Source organism: Paractinoplanes durhamensis (assembly GCF_016862175.1).
In the GTDB taxonomy this organism is placed as follows: domain Bacteria; phylum Actinomycetota; class Actinomycetes; order Mycobacteriales; family Micromonosporaceae; genus Actinoplanes; species Actinoplanes durhamensis.
In genome coordinates, this window is the sequence record NZ_BOML01000053.1 from 64,905 (window position 1) to 80,496 (window position 15,592).

Here is a 15,592-nt window from a genome sequence, read left to right on the forward strand (position 1 = left end):
TTCACGTGGAACATCATCGACGACCTTAGACGGGTTTGGCGAGGCCCTCGATGACAACCGCGCCGGGCAGGGCGCCGAGCGCCGGGCCGGCCACGGCGATCTTGCTGTGCCGCACGCCGGAACCGACGATCACGTGCGGGGTCGCGACGACCCGGCTGTCGACCAGGATCGGCCACTCGGCGGGCAGGCCGATCGGGGTGATGCCGCCGTACTCCATGCCGGTCAGGCGGACCGCCTCGTCCATCGGGGCGAAGCTGCACTTGCGCACGTCGAGGTGGCGGCGAACCGCGCCGTTCACGTCGGCCCGGGTGGTGGCGAGGACGATGCAGGCCGCGTACCTGGTCTCGCCGTCGCGCTTGCCGGCCACGATCACGCAGTTCGCCGAGACGTCCAGGCCCACCCCGTACGCCTCGCAGAACGCGGCGGTGTCGGCCAGGCCGGCATCGATCGGGGCGACCAGCACATGGTCGCCGTCGATCGGCGCCTCGACCGGCCACACCGCGACGGCCTTGGCCACCGGCGGGGCGAGCAGGTCGGGGCGGGACTGGGCGGGCTCGAGCTGCAGGGTTCCCATCACGCCCGCCATCCTCGCTCAATACTTGGCGGCCAGGTAGTCCCGCCACGTGCGGGTTCCGGCCGGGATCGCCGCCGTGGTCTGGGCTCCGTCCCGGATCGCCCGGGCCATTCTTCCGGGCAGGCGGACCTGCCAGACCGGCCGCTTGCTGCCCTTCGCCGCGAGCCAGGAACGGGCCAGCTCCTCGAAGGTCAGCACCTGCGGTCCGGCGTACTCGGTGGTCTCGCCGGTCGCCGGTCGGGCGATCAACTCGGCGATGCGGTCGGCCACGTCCTCGATCGCCACCGTCTGCAGCTGCCACTTCCCGTCGATGAGCACCGGGCCCAGCCTGCTCAGCCCGGACAGCAGCATCTCGGCGAAATCGTGGAACTGGGCGGCCCGCAGGATCGTGCAGGGGATCCCGCTCGCCTTCACGACCGCCTCGGTGTCCAGCTTCGCCTGGTAGTAGCGGTACGGGACCCGATCGATGCCGTTGATCGAGACATACAGGAAGTGCTCGACCCCGGCCGTCCGGGCCGCCGCCACCAGCCGCCGAGTGCCCTCGACGTCGGTCTGCTGCGGCCGGCCCGGCGACGACGCCAGGTGCACGATCACGGCCACCCCGCGCACCGCCTCCTCCAGCCCGTCCCCGGTCCGCAGGTCGGCCGTCACCCAACCGGTCCGCGCCGACCGGGTCATCGGCCGCACCGCGTACCCCTGCTTCTGCAGCCGCGGGACCACCGCCGACCCCAGCGTGCCGCTCGCTCCGGTGACCAGCACCGTCATGTTCTCGCTCATGCCAATCGGACGATCGGCGCAGCCGGATCGTGACGTGGTTTCGATCACCCGGGATCCTCAGCCCCGGCCCGATCTTGCCGACATTCAGAGGTTGTGGAGGAACGTCGTAGTGCGCGCATCGGGACCGTGAGCGGTCTCGCGCTGCTGGCCGGGGGCACCGCGGTCGCGGCCGTGGCCGGCGGTGCACATTCGGTCTTCGCGACGGTCCTTCTCGGCCTGCTCGCCATCGGCATGGGTCACTCGCTGCTGGTCGAGATCCGTCGCCAGGCCCGCCGGATGACCCGGCAGTGGGCCCGCACCGACACGATCAACGCGATCCTGCTCGGGTGCTGGGCGGAGGCCGCGCTGATCCTGACGATTCTCGAGGCCGGGCCGGTGCCGGTGCGCGCGGTCGGCGGGGTGCTTGCCGCGGCGTACGCCGGAAGCTGTGTTTATTTCGTCACCGAGCGCAGGCGGGCGATCGCCGCCCTGCCCCGCACCGCCGCCGCGGTCACTCCGCTGCCGCACCCCGCGGAGCCGCAGCCGGAGTCCGTCCCGGCGCATCACGCTGCTTGAGCTTGTCGACGTTTGATCTACTGTCGCCGTGCGCCGTCGATCTTTCGCCCTCCTCCTCGCGACCGGTGCGCTCGGTGCCTGCACCTCGCGCAGCACCGGCAGGCCGGCCGTCGCCGCCACCGCGCGGAACGCGGTCGCCGACGACTACCGGTGGTTCACGATGGCGCCCGACTTCGGCGAGGGCTACTGCTTCACCTGGGTGCGCGGTCTCGTCCCGCAGCAGGTGATCAAGCGGCTGGACGGCAAGGAGCTGGAGCGGATCAGCTGGGAGCAGCTGGTCGGGTCGGGTGACGGCCAGCAGCCACCGTCGTTCCAGTATTTTGTGGGCATCGCCCGGGTCGACGACTGGTCGCTGATCGTCGAGGACAACGGCGACCTCGGCGTCACCGACGAGATCGTGCGGCCGCTGTCGGCCGGCACCACGGTGATCGCGCATCAGCGCGGCGCCGACGGGCACGGCCGGTTTCTGCAGGTGTCCGACGGTGCGGTGGTGCTGGACTTCGACCCGATCGCGCCGGCCACGGTGACCACCGAGATGGCGGCGGCCGGCTTCGCGCCCGGGATCGACGCGGACACTTCGATGGCGGCGGCGTTCGCGCTGGCCGAGCGACTCACCGGCGAGGAGATGACCAAGTTGCTGCTGATCACGCGCACCTACCTGCTCACTCGCGTCCGGCCCGGGTCACGAAAGAATCAATAGCCGTTCGGTTGTTGCAGCGGCACCACCCGTGCCGCCAACATTCACCCGTGACGATGCGCACTTCCGAGCTGCTGAGCATCGGCGAGGCCGCGATCCTGCTGCGATCCTCGCGGCAACACGTCGTCGACCTGTGCTCGCGGGGCCTGTTGCCCTACGTGACCCTCGGCACGCAGCATCGTGTGCGGCGAGCCGACGTGGAGGCGCTGATCCGGCCCGCGCTCTCCCGCCAGCAACTCGAGCAACTCTGGCTGCACCAGGCGATCGCCGGCAAGTTCGTGTCGAACCCGGATGCGCTGCTGGCCGCGGCCACGATCAACCTGCGCCGACTGCGCCGCTTGCACCCGGAGGGCCGCGCCTGGGAGTGGCTGGACCGCTGGCAGGTGGTCCTGGAGAGCGGCCACGAGGCGGTGCTGGACGCGCTGACCTCCTCTTCCGAGTACGCGGTCGACCTCCGCAACACGTCCCCGTTCACCGGCATCCTGTCCGAGGTGGAGCGTCGCACGGTGCTCACCGCCCTGGCCGAGAGCCGGCAGGACCAGGCCCGGCCGATGCCGCCGGAGAAGCTGGAACGCGTCCTGCGCGCAGTGTGAGTCGTCGATCACAAATTTATAAAAGCACCTTATGGAACTCGCCGTCGCGGGCAGATAGTGGATCCGTTCAACCCCGGCCGCCGCCTCTGCGATCTCGCGAAGTCGCAGCGACGACTGGCTGCGCCCCCGGGAGGTTCCATTGACCATCATCACCCCCCACCGCACCACCGCGACCAAGCTGGCCGAGCTTCTCGAGGCCGTGCTGCAGGTGCCGATACCAGTGCGGATCCGGGCCTGGGACGGCTCCACAGCCGGCCCCGCCGACGCACCCACCTTGATCATCCGCACCAAGCGGGCCATGCGCCGCATCCTGTGGCAGCCGAACGAGCTGGGCCTGGCCCGCGCGTTCATAGCCGGCGAGATCGATCTGGAGGGCGACCTCTACGACGCCCTCAACCGCCTCGCCGGCCTGCTGTGGAAGTCGCCCGACATCAAGGATCTGCCGTTCCACACCGTCGCCGGCGACCTGCTGCGGCTCGGCGTGCTCGGCACCCAGCCCAAGCCGCCGCCGGAGGAGATGCAGGTCACCGGCTCGCGGCACAGCAAACTCCGCGACCGGCAGGCGGTCAGCCAGCACTACGACGTGGGCAACGACTTCTACCGGATCGTGCTCGGCGAGAGCATGGTCTACTCCTGCGCCTACTGGGCGTCCGACGAGCCCGGCTACCGCCTCGCCGACGCGCCGGGTTACCGCCTCGCCGACGCGCAGCGGGACAAGCTCGACCTGATCTGCCGCAAGCTTGATCTCAAACCCGGCATGCGCCTGCTCGACGTCGGGTGCGGCTGGGGGAGCCTCGCGGTGCACGCCGCCCGCAACTACGGCGTGCAGGTGCTGGGCATCACGCTCTCCACCGAACAGGCCGAGTACGCCCGCAAGCAGGTGGCCGAGGCCGGCCTCACCGACCAGGTGGAGATCCGCATCCAGGACTACCGCGACCTGGACGACGGCCCGTTCGACGCGATCTCCAGTGTCGGGATGGCCGAGCACGTCGGCACCGGGCCCTACCGGGCGTACGCGGAGATCCTGCACGCCCAGCTCAAGCCGGGCGGCCGCCTGCTCAACCACCAGATCTCCCGGCTGCATCTGCCGCCGAAGGCGGCCCATCAGCAGCGTTCCTTCATCGACGCGTACGTCTTCCCGGACGGCGAGCTGGCCCCGGTGGGTACGACGGTCACGCTGCTGGAGGAGGCCGGTTTCGAGGTACGCGACGTGCACGCGCTCCGTGAGCACTACGCGACGACGCTGCGTGCGTGGGTGGCGAACCTCGAGTCGGACTGGTCCACCGCGGTCCGCCTGACCAGCCCCGGCCGGGCACGGGTGTGGCGGCTCTACATGGCCGCCTCGGCGCTGGCGTTCGAGCGCGGCCATATCGGGATCAATCAGGTGCTGGCCGTGAAGACACACCGCAACGGCGACAGTGAGATGCCCGCCACACGCGCGGGTTTCGCGGCCTGACCCGAACCGCCGTGGTGCCCCGTCACCTGCCCCGATGGGGCATCACGGCTCATCCCCGAGTGTCCATTTCGGTCGGTGAGTTGCCGCTTAGCACCCGATAGCTCCGGAAGTTATCCACAGCCCTTGAGCGGCAAAGCTTTCATCCGGTTAGCCTGCGACTCGTGAGCGAACGAAAACGGGCCGCCGCCGTGATCGTGCGTGACGGCCGAGTCCTGATGGTGCACGAGCGAAGCCGAAGATCCGGCGGCGGTGAGTGGTGGACCCTGCCGGGTGGTGGGGTGGAGCCGGGTGAGACCACCGAGGAGGCCTTGCGTCGCGAGGTCTTCGAGGAAACCGGCCTTATCGTCAGCAAGGCCCGTTATGTCCTGGAAATGCCGTACCCGTCCGGCATGACCTCGGTCTACTCGGTCACGGTGGTCGACGGTGAGCCCCGCCCCGGCCCCGACGACGGCATCGGCCCCGAGCCCTTGGGCCTCGACTGGCTCCCGGCCCCCGAGCTCCCGACCGAGTCCTCCCACGGCGTCCCGATCCCACCCTTGATCGTGGTCCTGCCCACCTGACAACCGGCGAGCCCCGCCCGAGGGCCGGCGAGCGTCCCACTCGTTTGTGACACCCAGGAGTCCGCTGGACCGAATCAGCCGTCCAGTCGACCCCAAAGCGTCCGGTAGTCGCTTCACCCTCGGTCGGTCCGACCTTTTCCCGACCGAACCGGCACGGACTCGGCCCGCTCGGCCCCGCCCCCGGTCCCATAACTGTCCGTAGCTTATGTGCGAAGCTTCGCGTTCCCGCGACGGAACAAGGCTCGGGACGGAACAAAGGTGGGGGCACAGGTGGCGGTAGGAATCCTCGGAACCGGCTCATACGTACCGGATCGAGTAGTAACCAATGTGGACCTCAACGCCCTGGTGCCGGATGCCGACCCCGAGTGGGTGGCCCGGAAGACCTTGATCGAGGCCCGCCGTTTCGCCGCTCCCCACCAGGCAACCTCAGACCTGGCGGCCCAGGCGGCCAAGGCAGCGTTGAAAAAGGCAGGCGTGGCAGCCGCCGAGATCGACTTCATCGTCGTCTCCACTTCGACCGGCGACTCCCCCCAGCCCCCAACCTCAAACTTGGTCCAAAACCTGATAGGCGCCGACCGAGCAGCCTGCATGGACGTAAACGCAGTCTGCTCCGGCTTCGTATTCGCCCTGAGCGTCGCAAACGGTTTGGTGGCCACAAACCCAGGCGCACTCGTCCTGGTAATCGCCTCCGACATCTACTCGCGAATCCTGGACTTCTCCGACCGCCGGACAGCAGTGCTGTTCGGCGACGGAGCCGGCGCAGCAGTAGTAGGAGCCGTCCCCGAGGGCGATGGCATCCTGGCCCTGGACCTGGCGTCCCAGGGCGAGTCAAGCGACCTGATCTACGTAAAAGCAGGCGGAAGCCGCCTCCCAGCAACGGCAGACACGGTCGCAGACGGCGACCACTACTTCCGAATGAACGGCCGAGGCGTACGCGACTTCGTAGCCGCCGAGGTCCCGCCGGCCCTGGAGGCCCTGCTGACCCGGGCCGAGGTAAAGGCGTCGGACGTAGACCACTTCGTCCCCCACCAGGCAAACGGCATCATGCTCCAGGACTTGGTGGCAGCAGCAGGCTTCGAAAACGCCCAGACCCACTTGACCCTGCAGCAGTACGGCAACGTGGGAAGCGCCTCAGTCCCAGTGACGCTGGACGCCGCAAACGCCAGCGGAGCCCTGAAGCGAGGCGACCTGGTCCTGCTGGCCGGCTTCGGAGGCGGCATGTCCATGGGAACAGCCCTACTCCGCTGGAGCTAAAAGCCAAGAGCTAGAACCAAAAACAGCCCCAGGCAGCGGCCTGGGGCTGTTTCGTATGAAATGTGGAGCCTAGGGGACTTGAACCCCTAACCCCCGCCTTGCAAAGGCGGTGCTCTGCCAGTTGAGCTAAGGCCCCGCTTGCCGAACCAAAATTATCGCAGGTCAGGCGCCGTGGTCGCCTCGTGCCAAAGGGCACGCTCATCGCTGGACGCCTTGACCTTCTTGATGACGAGGGCAGCGGCCCCCACGATCCCAGCAACAATCAGAAGCTTCTTAAGCATGCTGACTCCCCAAACAGACAACGGCAGTGTTGCTGATCGTGTGCCACGGAGGGCGTACACAAGGGCGGAAGAAACCGGAAGCAACAAACCAACCGGAACCAGACCCGCCCAGAGCAACCACCGCACCGCGGGGCTTCCGGGGGCTCGGCCCCCGGAAAAGATATGACGGGTGACCCCCGCCCGCGCTTTCCGCGGGCAGGGGACCCCGTCAGCCGTGGGGCTAGATGGAATCGAACCATCGACCTCAGAGTTATCAGCTCTGCGCTCTAACCGACTGAGCTATAGCCCCGTGCGACCCGAGAAGATTACCGCACTTGCTGTAGGCCACCAAAACGGGGTGGCCTACAGCCGACGCGTCTTGTCAGTCCCGCTCCGCGAGGGTCAACTCGACCCCGCCGACGAGGTCGGCACACACGTTGTAGATGAACGCTCCGAGCGTGGCGAGCGCGGTGAACAGGACCACGTTGACCGCGCCGATCAGCATCGACGTGCCGATCACGCCCCAGGCGGTGATCCGGAAGCCGCCGCTGGCCGCTCCGTCGGTGCCGCCGCTGGCGCTGACCAGCTCCTTGAGGCTGTTGTTCACCTCGGTCCAGACGCCCATGGCGTCGAGGGCCAGGTAGAGCACCGAGGTGGCGACGACCACGACGATGAACAGCACCACGGAGACGGCGAACGAGAACTTCATGACGGACCAGGGGTCGATCCGCTTGAGGTTCAGCCGGGCCCGGCGCGGGCCGCGCGCGGCCGCTCCGGTGACCGTGGACCGGGCGGACCGGACGGCTTCGGTGACCCGGGCCGCACCGACAGCTGCGCTGCCGGTGGTGGAGCCGGGACCGCCGGGCCGTTTGGTCGCGCCGGTGCTGCTGCCGGGCTGGTTGGGCGCCCCCTGCGGCGGGCCGGCCGGGCGCTGTGGCGCCGTCGGCGGTGCCGCGGCCGGACGCGCCTGTGGCGCCGCGCCCGGCAGGGTGCCCTTGCCCTTGGTGACGACGGGCACGGTCGCGGAGCCCTTGGCCACGGAGGGGCCGCCGGGGCGCTTCCCGTCGGACGTTCCGTCACCGTCGGCCGGCGGCTCGCTCGGGGGCGGGGTCATGCCCGGCGCCCGAGTGAACTTCGGCGGGGACGACGCTTCGGCGGGGACCGCGGTGCGCCCCGCGGCATCGCGCCCGTTCGCGGCGGCGCCGTCTTTCTTGGCCGCCCCGTCCGGCGTCGCTGAGCCCCCCGAGCCCCCCGACTTCGCCTGTGTCTCCGGCATCAACTAGTCCTGTTCGTCAGGCTCGTCGGCATTGCGAGCAAGCGCCACGATGGTTACACCTTCAGGGAGGTCCATCAGCTTGACCCCCATTGTGTTCCGATCCCGTGTGCGCCGTACAGGCTTCACGGGAGTCCGGATGACACCACCATTGCTGGTGATGGCAAATAGTTCATCCTCCGGGCTGATCACCAGAGCGCCCACTAAACCACCCCGACGCTCGGTGATCTTCGCGGTCAGGACGCCCTTGCCGCCCCGGCCCTGCACCGGATACTCCTCGATCGGCGTGCGCTTTGCATACCCACCGTCGGTGGCGACCAACACATCCATGCCCTCACGAACAACTTCCATCGCAAGAAGCTCATCGTTGTCACCGAACCGCATGCCGATCACGCCGGAGGTGGCCCGGCCCATCGGCCGCAGCGCCTCGTCGGTCGCGTTGAAGCGGATGGCCTGGGCTTTCTTGGAGACGAGCAGAAGATCGTTCTCCGATGCCGCCAGCGCCGCGCCCACCAACTCGTCATCCTCCCGCAGGTTGATGGCGATGATGCCACCGCTGCGGTTGGAGTCAAATTCCTCGAGCCGGGTCTTCTTCACGAGCCCATTCTTGGTGGCGAGCACAAGGTACGGTGCCACGCCGTAATCGGGGATCTGAATGACCTGGGCAATGTGCTCGTCCGGCTGGAAGGCCAGCAGGTTGGCGACGTGCTGGCCCTTGGCTACTCGGGCGGCCTCGGGAAGTTCGTAGGCTTTCGCCCGGTAGACCCGGCCCTTGTTGGTGAAGAACAGCATCCAGTCGTGGGTCGAGATGACGAAGAAGTGCGAGACGATGTCGTCCTGCCGCAGCGTGGCGCCGCTGACGCCCTTGCCGCCGCGCTTCTGCGACCGGTAGAGATCGACCTTCGTGCGCTTCGCGTAACCGGTACGTGTGATGGTCACCACAACGTCTTCCCGCGCGATGAGGTCCTCCATGGAGACCTCGCCGTCAAACGGGATGATCTGCGTTTTCCGGTCATCGCCGAACTTCGTCACGATCTCGGCGAGTTCCTCGGAGATGATCGCGCGCTGCCGCTCCGGCTTGGCCAGGATGTCCTTGAGGTCGGCGATCTCGATCTCGATCTTCGCGAGCTCATCGATGATCTTCTGCCGCTCGAGGGCCGCGAGGCGCCGCAGCTGCATGTCGAGGATCGCGCCGGCCTGGATCTCGTCGACGTCGAGCAGCTGCATGAGGCCCTGCCGCGAGTCCTCGACGGTGGGCGAGCGCCGGATCAGGGCGATCACCTCGTCGAGCATGTCGAGGGCCTTGACCAGGCCGCGCAGGATGTGCGCCCGCTCCTCGGCCTTACGCAGGCGGTAGGCGGTGCGCCGGCGGATGACGTCGATCTGGTGGTCGACGTAGTGCCGGATGAACTGCGCCAGGTTGAGCGTGCGGGGCACGCCGTCGACCAGCGCCAGCATGTTGGCGCCGAACGTCTCCTGCAGCTGGGTGTGCTTGTACAGGTTGTTCAGCACGACCTTCGCGACGGCGTCGCGCTTCAAGACCAGGATCAAGCGCATTCCGGTACGACCGGAGGACTCGTCCCGGATGTCCGCGATGCCGGTGAGCTTGCCTTCCTTGACCAGCTCGGCCACCCGCTCGGCCAGGTTGTCCGGGTTGACCTGGTAGGGCAGTTCGGTGACGACCAGGCACGGCCGGCCGCGGGCATCCTCCTCGACCTCGACGACCGCGCGCATCCGGATCGAACCACGACCGGTGCGGTAGGCGTCCTGGATCGCCTGCTGACCGACGATCAGGCCGCGAGTCGGGAAGTCGGGGCCCTTGACGATCTCCAGCGCCGCTTCGAGCGTGGTGGCCTCGTCCGCCTCGGGGTGATCCAGATACCACTGCACTGCCCCGGCGACCTCGCGCAGGTTGTGCGGCGGGATCTTGGTGGCCATGCCGACGGCGATGCCCTCGGAGCCGTTGACCAGCAGGTTGGGGAAGCGGGCCGGCAGGATCGTCGGCTCTTGCGTACGCCCGTCGTAGTTGTCCTGCATGTCGACGGTGTCTTCGTCGATGTCCCGCAGCATCTCCATCGCCAGCGGCGACAGCTTCGACTCCGTGTACCGCATGGCGGCCGGCGGGTCGTTACCCGGCGAACCGAAGTTGCCGTTGCCGTCGATCAGCGGGTAGCGCAGCGACCAGGGCTGACCCATCCGGACGAGAGCGTCGTAGATCGACGAGTCGCCGTGCGGGTGGTAGTTGCCCATCACGTCGCCGACCACGCGAGCGCACTTCACGTACCCCCGGTCGGGACGGAAGCCGGAGTCGTACATCGCATAAAGAATCTTGCGGTGAACCGGCTTCAGGCCGTCCCGGACGTCGGGCAGCGCTCGGCCCACGATCACGCTCATCGCGTAGTCGAGGTACGACCGCTGCATCTCGACTTCGAGGCCGACGGGCTCGACTCGCTCGGTCACGCCACCGCCGGTCTCCTGGGGAGATTCGTCGCCGGCGGGCGGTTCGGGAGTGTCAGTCACTGTTAACCCTTACTCAAGGTGAAACCAGACAAGCACTACGAAAGTACGCATCTTGCTGTGGATAACACTGTGGAAAGTGGGTGGACGCTGTGGATAGTGCGACGGACAACGGACACCTCCGCTGTCCGTCGCACCTCCGTCAGATGTCCAGGAAGCGGACGTCCTTGGCGTTGCGCTGGATGAACGAACGCCGCGCTTCGACGTCCTCACCCATCAAGACGCTGAACAACTCGTCCGCCGTGGCAGCGTCGTCGAGCGTCACCTGACGCAGCGTGCGCGTCGCCGGGTCCATCGTCGTGTCCCACAGCTCGTGGAAGTTCATCTCGCCGAGACCCTTGAACCGCTGGATGTCGTCGGGCTTGGCGTTCGCCTTCTTCTGCTGGCGCAGCGCGATCAGCCCATCCCGCTCCCGGTCGGAGTAGGCGTACTGCGCGTCGTCACCCCGCTTGTTCCACTTGATCTTGTAGAGCGGCGGCGCGGCCAGGTAGACGTGGCCCAGCTCGACCAGCGGCCGCATGAAGCGGAACAGCAGGGTGAGCAGCAGCGTCTGGATGTGCTGGCCGTCGACGTCGGCGTCGGCCATCAGCACGATCTTGTGATAGCGCAGCTTGGCGACATCGAAGTCCTCGTGGATGCCGGTCCCCAGCGCGGTGATCAGCGACTGGACCTCGTTGTTTTTCAGGACCCGGTCGATCCGGGCCTTCTCCACGTTGAGGATCTTGCCGCGGATCGGCAGGATCGCCTGGATCCGGCTGTTGCGGCCCTGCTTGGCCGAGCCGCCGGCCGAGTCACCCTCGACGATGAACAGCTCCGACTCGCGCGGGTCGGTGGACTGGCAGTCGGCCAGCTTGCCCGGCATCGAGCCGGACTCCAGCAGCGACTTGCGGCGGGCCAGCTTGCGGGCCTGCTGCGCGGCGATCCGGGCCCGGGCCGCCTGCGACGCCTTCGTGATGATCATCTTGGCGTCGGCCGGGTTGCGGTCGAACCAGTCGGCGATCTGCTCGTTGGCGATCTTCTGCACGAAGCTCTTCATGTCGGTGTTGCCGAGCTTCGTCTTGGTCTGGCCCTCGAACTGCGGGTTGGCCAGCTTCACCGAGATGATCGCGGCGAGACCCTCCCGGATGTCCTCGCCGGAGAGCTTCTCGTCGCTCTTGAGGAACTTCTTCTCGGCGCCGTACCGGTTGACGATGCCGGTCAGCGCGGCGCGGAAGCCCTCCTCGTGGGTGCCACCCTCGTGCGTGTTGATCGTGTTGGCGAAGGTGTAGACCGACTCGCCGTACGACTCGTTCCACTGCATCGCGATCTCGAGGGCCATGCCCTCCTCCGGCGACTCCGACTCGAAGCCGATCACCGTCTTGTGGATCGGGGTCTTCGTGTTGTTGAGGTGCCGGACGAAGTCGGCGATGCCGTTCTCATACATGAACGTGACCGCGCGCGGCTTGCCCTCGTCGTCGACCTGGTCGGGACGCTCGTCGCGCAGGTGGATGGTCAGCCTCTTGTTGAGGAAGGCCATCTCCTGGATGCGGCGGTAGATCGTCTGCCAGTCGAAGACGACCGTCTCGAAGATCGTCGGGTCCGGCCAGAACTGCACGGTGGAGCCGGTCTTGTCGGTCGGCTCGCCCTTCTCCAGCGGCCCGGGCTTGGAGGCGTTGTACTTCTGCCGGTAGACGTTGCCGGACTTGTGGATCTCGACGGCCATCCGGGTGGAGAGGGCGTTGACCACGGAGACACCGACGCCGTGCAGGCCGCCGGAGACCGCGTACGCCTTGCCGTCGAACTTGCCGCCGGCGTGCAGCACGGTCAGTGCCACCTCGACGCCGGGCTTCTTCAGCTTGGGGTGGAGGTCGACCGGGAAACCGCGGCCGTTGTCGGTGACCGAGACGCCACCGTCGGCGAGCAGGACCACATCGATGGTGTCGCAGTAACCGGCCAGCGCCTCGTCCACGGCGTTGTCCACAACCTCCCACACCAGGTGGTGGAGACCGCGCTCACCGGTGGAACCGATGTACATACCAGGACGCTTGCGGACTGCTTCGAGGCCTTCGAGCACGGTGATTGAATCGGCACCGTATTCCTGCTTGTTCTCTGCCACCCTCGGCCACTTTCTCGCGCCGAGCCCCGTGAGGGCCCCGCAACGGGGTTGGCGGGTAAGCGACGGACGGCCGGCGGGCAGGGTGGACCACAGATGAGAACCGCGAGGAGAAGCGGACCACCGGTGGAACCGTGCTCGCCGGTCGCCGCGGCTGGCCCGCGGATCGTGATCGGCTGGAAAAACCGCGTAGCGTGACGACGTGCATCGCCCGTGCGAGTTTTCCCGGTCCCGGGCGATTCTACTCCGCTGAAGCGAGTTCATGAGGGTCCGGCACCCCGTCCGGGTGCCTCAGATTGCCGTAGCGCGATCGGAGCCGCTACCTACGTCTCCCCCTACACGGAAGAGGGGCCCACCGCAACGGCAACTGATCCGGCTGCGGATCACCACCGCGCGCCTGCGAGCAAGAGCAGCAACGCGCTGCGACACTGCCTCACAACACCGGGCGTTGGTGTCGTAATCTCGCCCGCGCGGGTCCCCGTGTCGGGGACGGTGCGTGGCCGGACAGCCGCGAGGCAGGTCGAGGAGGGATGGCCCCCATGGCGCATGACAAGGGGCTGGATAACGTCGCGGTGCACTGGCCCCGGACGAACCAGTACTACGACCCGGTGGCGCCTGCCGAATTCGTCGACTTCGGGGCTGTCGCCGACGCCCCCGAGATCGCCGCGCCGACCGGCGCGTTGGCGCTGCACATCGCCAAGACCGGCACGGTGCGGGCAACCGCGTACACCGAGCTGGTCGACCTGCTCCTGGGCCTGGACGGGGTGCTCTACGCGACCGACGCGGCCGCCGAGGACGAGGACCCGGTGATCGATCCGGACGGCTGCGCGTGGATCGCCGGCGGCCTGGAGCGGTTCGTCGAGGGGCACGAGAAGTTCGGCGATCTGGTCACCTTCGACAGCGTGGCCGAGGTGATGCGGATGGCGATCACCCAGGGCCGGCTGGCCGAGCAGCAGCTGCGCTGGCTGGAAAACAGGCTCGCGGCGCTGCGCGACGACGCCGGTAACGCGCCGCACTGGAGCTTCGCCCGATCCGAGCTGGCGATCCTGGCCGGCTTCTACCGCCGGTGCGCCGATCGGGGTTTTGCCGTTTTCGCCGATTACTGAGCAAACGCCCAAACCGGGCGACCGGTCGGTCACCCGTACGTATCGCGGGGCCCCCGCCCCTGCACCCGGCGCGGGCCCTTGCTCCACGACGGCGCCGCCGGGCCGTGGATGTTCAGCTTGGTGACCACGTTGTGGCCGACCTCCTGCGCGATGCTGCGCAGCAGCTTCGCGGCCAGCATCCGCAGCTGGGTCGCCCACGCCGTCGACTCGGCCTCCACCGTCAGCACGCCGGCGTCCAGCTTCACCGGCCGGCTGTGCTTGGCGATGTCGGCGCCGACGACCTTCTCCCACGCGCCGAACACGGTCGCCTCAGCCTTCGGCTTCTCCCAGCCGCGCGCCTTCATCAGCCGCTCCAGCATCGCGCCGAACGGCTGCGGGTCACGAGGGTCCGGACCGGGGCCGGAATAGCCGCGCAGGCGTCGCCCGTCGCCGGAACCCGCCCCGCGCCGGCGCGGGGCCGCGGCCGCCGCCCGCCGCTTGGCCAGCGCCGCGTCGAGCACCGCCCGCGCCAGATCCGGCCCGGAAGCACCCTCAGCGGCCTCCTGCGGCCCGGAACCGGCCTCCTTGGGGGAGGAACCTGCCTCCGGCCCCGCCGACGTCGCAGCGGAGCCAGGAGATCCACGTCGCTGGGCCGGGCGCTTCTCGACCATCGGGCCCTCGTCCGGGAAGTCGTGTGGATGAGCCTGTGGAAAGTCGCCCTGCGGGAAGAACCGCTCGGCCGTCGGGTCGTAGCGGTCGTCGTCGTCACGCGGCACTGGTCACCGTCCCGGTGGTCACGTCGAACCGGGCACCGCGCAGCGCGGCCGGCACGTCCTCCGGAACCGCGCAGGTCACCAGCAGCTGCCCGGCGTCCGCGACCAGGGCGGCCAGCCGGTCCCGGCGGCCGCCGTCGAGCTCGGCGAAGACGTCGTCGAGCACCAGCACCGGCTCGATGCCGTCCGAGCGCAGCAGGTCGTACGCGGCCAGGCGCAGCGCCAGCGCGAACGACCAGGACTCGCCGTGGCTCGCGTAGCCCTTGGCGGGCAGGTCGCCCAGCGCCAGGGTGAGGTCGTCGCGGTGCGGGCCGACCAGGGTCACGCCACGCTCGGTCTCCGCGGTCCGCTTCTCCAGCAGGGCGGCGAGCAGCGCTTCCTGCAGGGCCGGGCGGTCCGGCACGAGCGTGTCGCCCAGGCCGGACGCGTACGCGATCGAGGCGGCCGAGCGGCTCGCCGCCACCGCGTCGTAGGCCTTGGTCAGGTGCGGGCCGAGGGCGGCGACCAGCTCCAGCCGGCCGGCCAGCAGCTCGGCGCCATGATGGGCGAGGTGCTGATCCCAGACCTCCAGGGTGGAGAGGTCCTGGCCACGGGTGCCGCCGACCTTGCGGGTCAGGTACGCCGTACGCAGAAGGGCGTTGCGTTGTTTGATCACCCGGTCGTAGTCGGCACGCACCCCGGCGAAGCGGGGTTGCCGGGCGACCAGCAGGTCGTCGAGGTAGCGCCGGCGGGCGGACGGATCGCCGCGGACCAGCTCCAGATCCTCGGGAGCGAAGAGAACCATCCGCAGGGCGCCGAGCACCTCACGGGGCCGGCGCACCGGCGAGCGGTTGAGCCGGGCGCGGTTCGCCTTGCCGGGAACGATCTCCAACTCGACGAGCAGCTCCCGTCCTTCGTGGACGACCGCGCACCTGATCACGGCCGAGGTGGCACCGGCCCGGACCAGCGGCGCATCGGTGGCCACCCGATGACTGTCCAGAGTGGCCACGTAACCGAGTGCCTCGATCAGGTTGGTCTTGCCCATGCCGTTCTGGCCGACCAGCACCGACACGCCCGGGTCGAGATCGACCGCCACCCGCTCGTAGGAACGGAAGTCGGTCAACTCGACCCGGCGAACGTACACGTC

At 68.5% G+C, this 15,592-nt stretch carries 15 protein-coding genes and 2 tRNA genes; 7 read left to right on the forward strand and 10 right to left on the reverse strand.

Annotated features, from left to right (window positions below):
• Positions 1–25 precede the first annotated feature (25 nt).
• Complete coding sequence (locus Adu01nite_RS33040) at positions 26–574, reverse strand: YbaK/EbsC family protein (RefSeq protein ID WP_203732898.1); 549 nt, start codon at positions 572–574, stop codon at positions 26–28.
• An 18-nt stretch (positions 575–592) separates the two neighbouring features.
• The gene (locus tag Adu01nite_RS33045; protein ID WP_239132870.1) at positions 593–1,351 is read right to left on the reverse strand and encodes an SDR family oxidoreductase; all 759 of its coding nucleotides are present in this window, start codon (positions 1,349–1,351) and stop codon (positions 593–595) included.
• Positions 1,352–1,477: 126 nt separating this feature from the next.
• Here Adu01nite_RS33045 and Adu01nite_RS33050 point away from each other — a divergent pair, with 126 nt between their 5' ends.
• The 6 genes from Adu01nite_RS33050 (at position 1,478) to Adu01nite_RS33075 (ending at position 6,466) form a co-directional block, all read left to right on the forward strand.
• On the forward strand, positions 1,478–1,906 hold the full coding sequence (locus Adu01nite_RS33050) for a hypothetical protein (protein WP_203732842.1): 429 nt from the start codon (positions 1,478–1,480) through the stop codon (positions 1,904–1,906).
• Between the two features lie 28 nt (positions 1,907–1,934).
• On the forward strand, positions 1,935–2,606 hold the full coding sequence (locus Adu01nite_RS33055) for a DUF6461 domain-containing protein (RefSeq protein WP_203732844.1): 672 nt from the start codon (positions 1,935–1,937) through the stop codon (positions 2,604–2,606).
• Positions 2,607–2,659: 53 nt separating this feature from the next.
• Positions 2,660–3,196 carry a helix-turn-helix domain-containing protein gene (locus tag Adu01nite_RS33060; protein WP_203732902.1) on the forward strand — a complete coding sequence of 179 codons (537 nt, stop codon included), beginning with the start codon at positions 2,660–2,662 and terminating at the stop codon, positions 3,194–3,196.
• A gap of 139 nt (positions 3,197–3,335) precedes the next feature.
• Positions 3,336–4,652 (forward strand): class I SAM-dependent methyltransferase, encoded by a 1,317-nt coding sequence (locus tag Adu01nite_RS33065; protein WP_239132871.1) that lies wholly within the window; start codon positions 3,336–3,338, stop codon positions 4,650–4,652.
• A gap of 161 nt (positions 4,653–4,813) precedes the next feature.
• Positions 4,814–5,212: an NUDIX domain-containing protein gene (locus tag Adu01nite_RS33070; RefSeq protein ID WP_203732846.1), complete on the forward strand. Its 399-nt coding sequence runs from the start codon at positions 4,814–4,816 to the stop codon at positions 5,210–5,212.
• 270 nt (positions 5,213–5,482) lie between these two features.
• The gene (locus Adu01nite_RS33075; RefSeq protein WP_203732848.1) at positions 5,483–6,466 is read left to right on the forward strand and encodes a 3-oxoacyl-ACP synthase III family protein; all 984 of its coding nucleotides are present in this window, start codon (positions 5,483–5,485) and stop codon (positions 6,464–6,466) included.
• Between the two features lie 63 nt (positions 6,467–6,529).
• Here the strand turns inward: Adu01nite_RS33075 and Adu01nite_RS33080 are convergent.
• The 6 genes from Adu01nite_RS33080 to gyrB all read right to left on the reverse strand — a co-directional run bounded on the left by Adu01nite_RS33080 (position 6,530) and on the right by gyrB (position 12,611).
• Positions 6,530–6,602 (reverse strand) — tRNA-Ala (locus Adu01nite_RS33080).
• A 16-nt stretch (positions 6,603–6,618) separates the two neighbouring features.
• The gene (locus Adu01nite_RS48085) at positions 6,619–6,747 is read right to left on the reverse strand and encodes a DLW-39 family protein (RefSeq protein WP_239132872.1); all 129 of its coding nucleotides are present in this window, start codon (positions 6,745–6,747) and stop codon (positions 6,619–6,621) included.
• 215 nt (positions 6,748–6,962) lie between these two features.
• Positions 6,963–7,036 (reverse strand) — tRNA-Ile (locus Adu01nite_RS33085).
• Positions 7,037–7,108: 72 nt separating this feature from the next.
• The gene (locus tag Adu01nite_RS33090) at positions 7,109–8,002 is read right to left on the reverse strand and encodes a DUF3566 domain-containing protein (protein WP_203732850.1); all 894 of its coding nucleotides are present in this window, start codon (positions 8,000–8,002) and stop codon (positions 7,109–7,111) included.
• 3 nt (positions 8,003–8,005) lie between these two features.
• The gene (gyrA, locus tag Adu01nite_RS33095; protein ID WP_203732852.1) at positions 8,006–10,519 is read right to left on the reverse strand and encodes a DNA gyrase subunit A; all 2,514 of its coding nucleotides are present in this window, start codon (positions 10,517–10,519) and stop codon (positions 8,006–8,008) included.
• A gap of 139 nt (positions 10,520–10,658) precedes the next feature.
• Positions 10,659–12,611: a DNA topoisomerase (ATP-hydrolyzing) subunit B gene (gyrB, locus tag Adu01nite_RS33100; RefSeq protein ID WP_203732854.1), complete on the reverse strand. Its 1,953-nt coding sequence runs from the start codon at positions 12,609–12,611 to the stop codon at positions 10,659–10,661.
• Between the two features lie 536 nt (positions 12,612–13,147).
• Here gyrB and Adu01nite_RS33105 point away from each other — a divergent pair.
• The gene (locus Adu01nite_RS33105) at positions 13,148–13,714 is read left to right on the forward strand and encodes a hypothetical protein (protein ID WP_203732856.1); all 567 of its coding nucleotides are present in this window, start codon (positions 13,148–13,150) and stop codon (positions 13,712–13,714) included.
• Positions 13,715–13,743: 29 nt separating this feature from the next.
• Here Adu01nite_RS33105 and Adu01nite_RS33110 read toward each other — a convergent pair whose 3' ends face one another.
• Both Adu01nite_RS33110 and recF read right to left on the reverse strand, forming a co-directional pair.
• Positions 13,744–14,364 carry a DciA family protein gene (locus Adu01nite_RS33110; RefSeq protein WP_203732906.1) on the reverse strand — a complete coding sequence of 207 codons (621 nt, stop codon included), beginning with the start codon at positions 14,362–14,364 and terminating at the stop codon, positions 13,744–13,746.
• Between the two features lie 94 nt (positions 14,365–14,458).
• Positions 14,459–15,589, reverse strand: coding sequence for a DNA replication/repair protein RecF (gene recF, locus Adu01nite_RS33115; RefSeq protein WP_203732858.1), 1,131 nt, complete (start codon positions 15,587–15,589; stop codon positions 14,459–14,461).
• Positions 15,590–15,592 lie beyond the last annotated feature (3 nt).

Excerpts from the sequence above, each read along its gene's own strand:
- Adu01nite_RS33040 (WP_203732898.1), bottom strand. The coding sequence starts at position 574 with ATGGGAACCCTGCAGCTCGAGCCCGCCCAGTCCCGCCCCGACCTGCTC.
- Adu01nite_RS33045 (WP_239132870.1), bottom strand. The coding sequence starts at position 1,351 with ATGAGCGAGAACATGACGGTGCTGGTCACCGGAGCGAGCGGCACGCTG.
- Adu01nite_RS33060 (WP_203732902.1), top strand. The coding sequence starts at position 2,660 with ATGCGCACTTCCGAGCTGCTGAGCATCGGCGAGGCCGCGATCCTGCTG.
- Adu01nite_RS48085 (WP_239132872.1), bottom strand. The coding sequence starts at position 6,747 with ATGCTTAAGAAGCTTCTGATTGTTGCTGGGATCGTGGGGGCCGCTGCC.
- Adu01nite_RS33090 (WP_203732850.1), bottom strand. The coding sequence starts at position 8,002 with ATGCCGGAGACACAGGCGAAGTCGGGGGGCTCGGGGGGCTCAGCGACG.
- Adu01nite_RS33105 (WP_203732856.1), top strand. The coding sequence starts at position 13,148 with ATGGCGCATGACAAGGGGCTGGATAACGTCGCGGTGCACTGGCCCCGG.
- Adu01nite_RS33110 (WP_203732906.1), bottom strand. The coding sequence starts at position 14,364 with ATGGTCGAGAAGCGCCCGGCCCAGCGACGTGGATCTCCTGGCTCCGCT.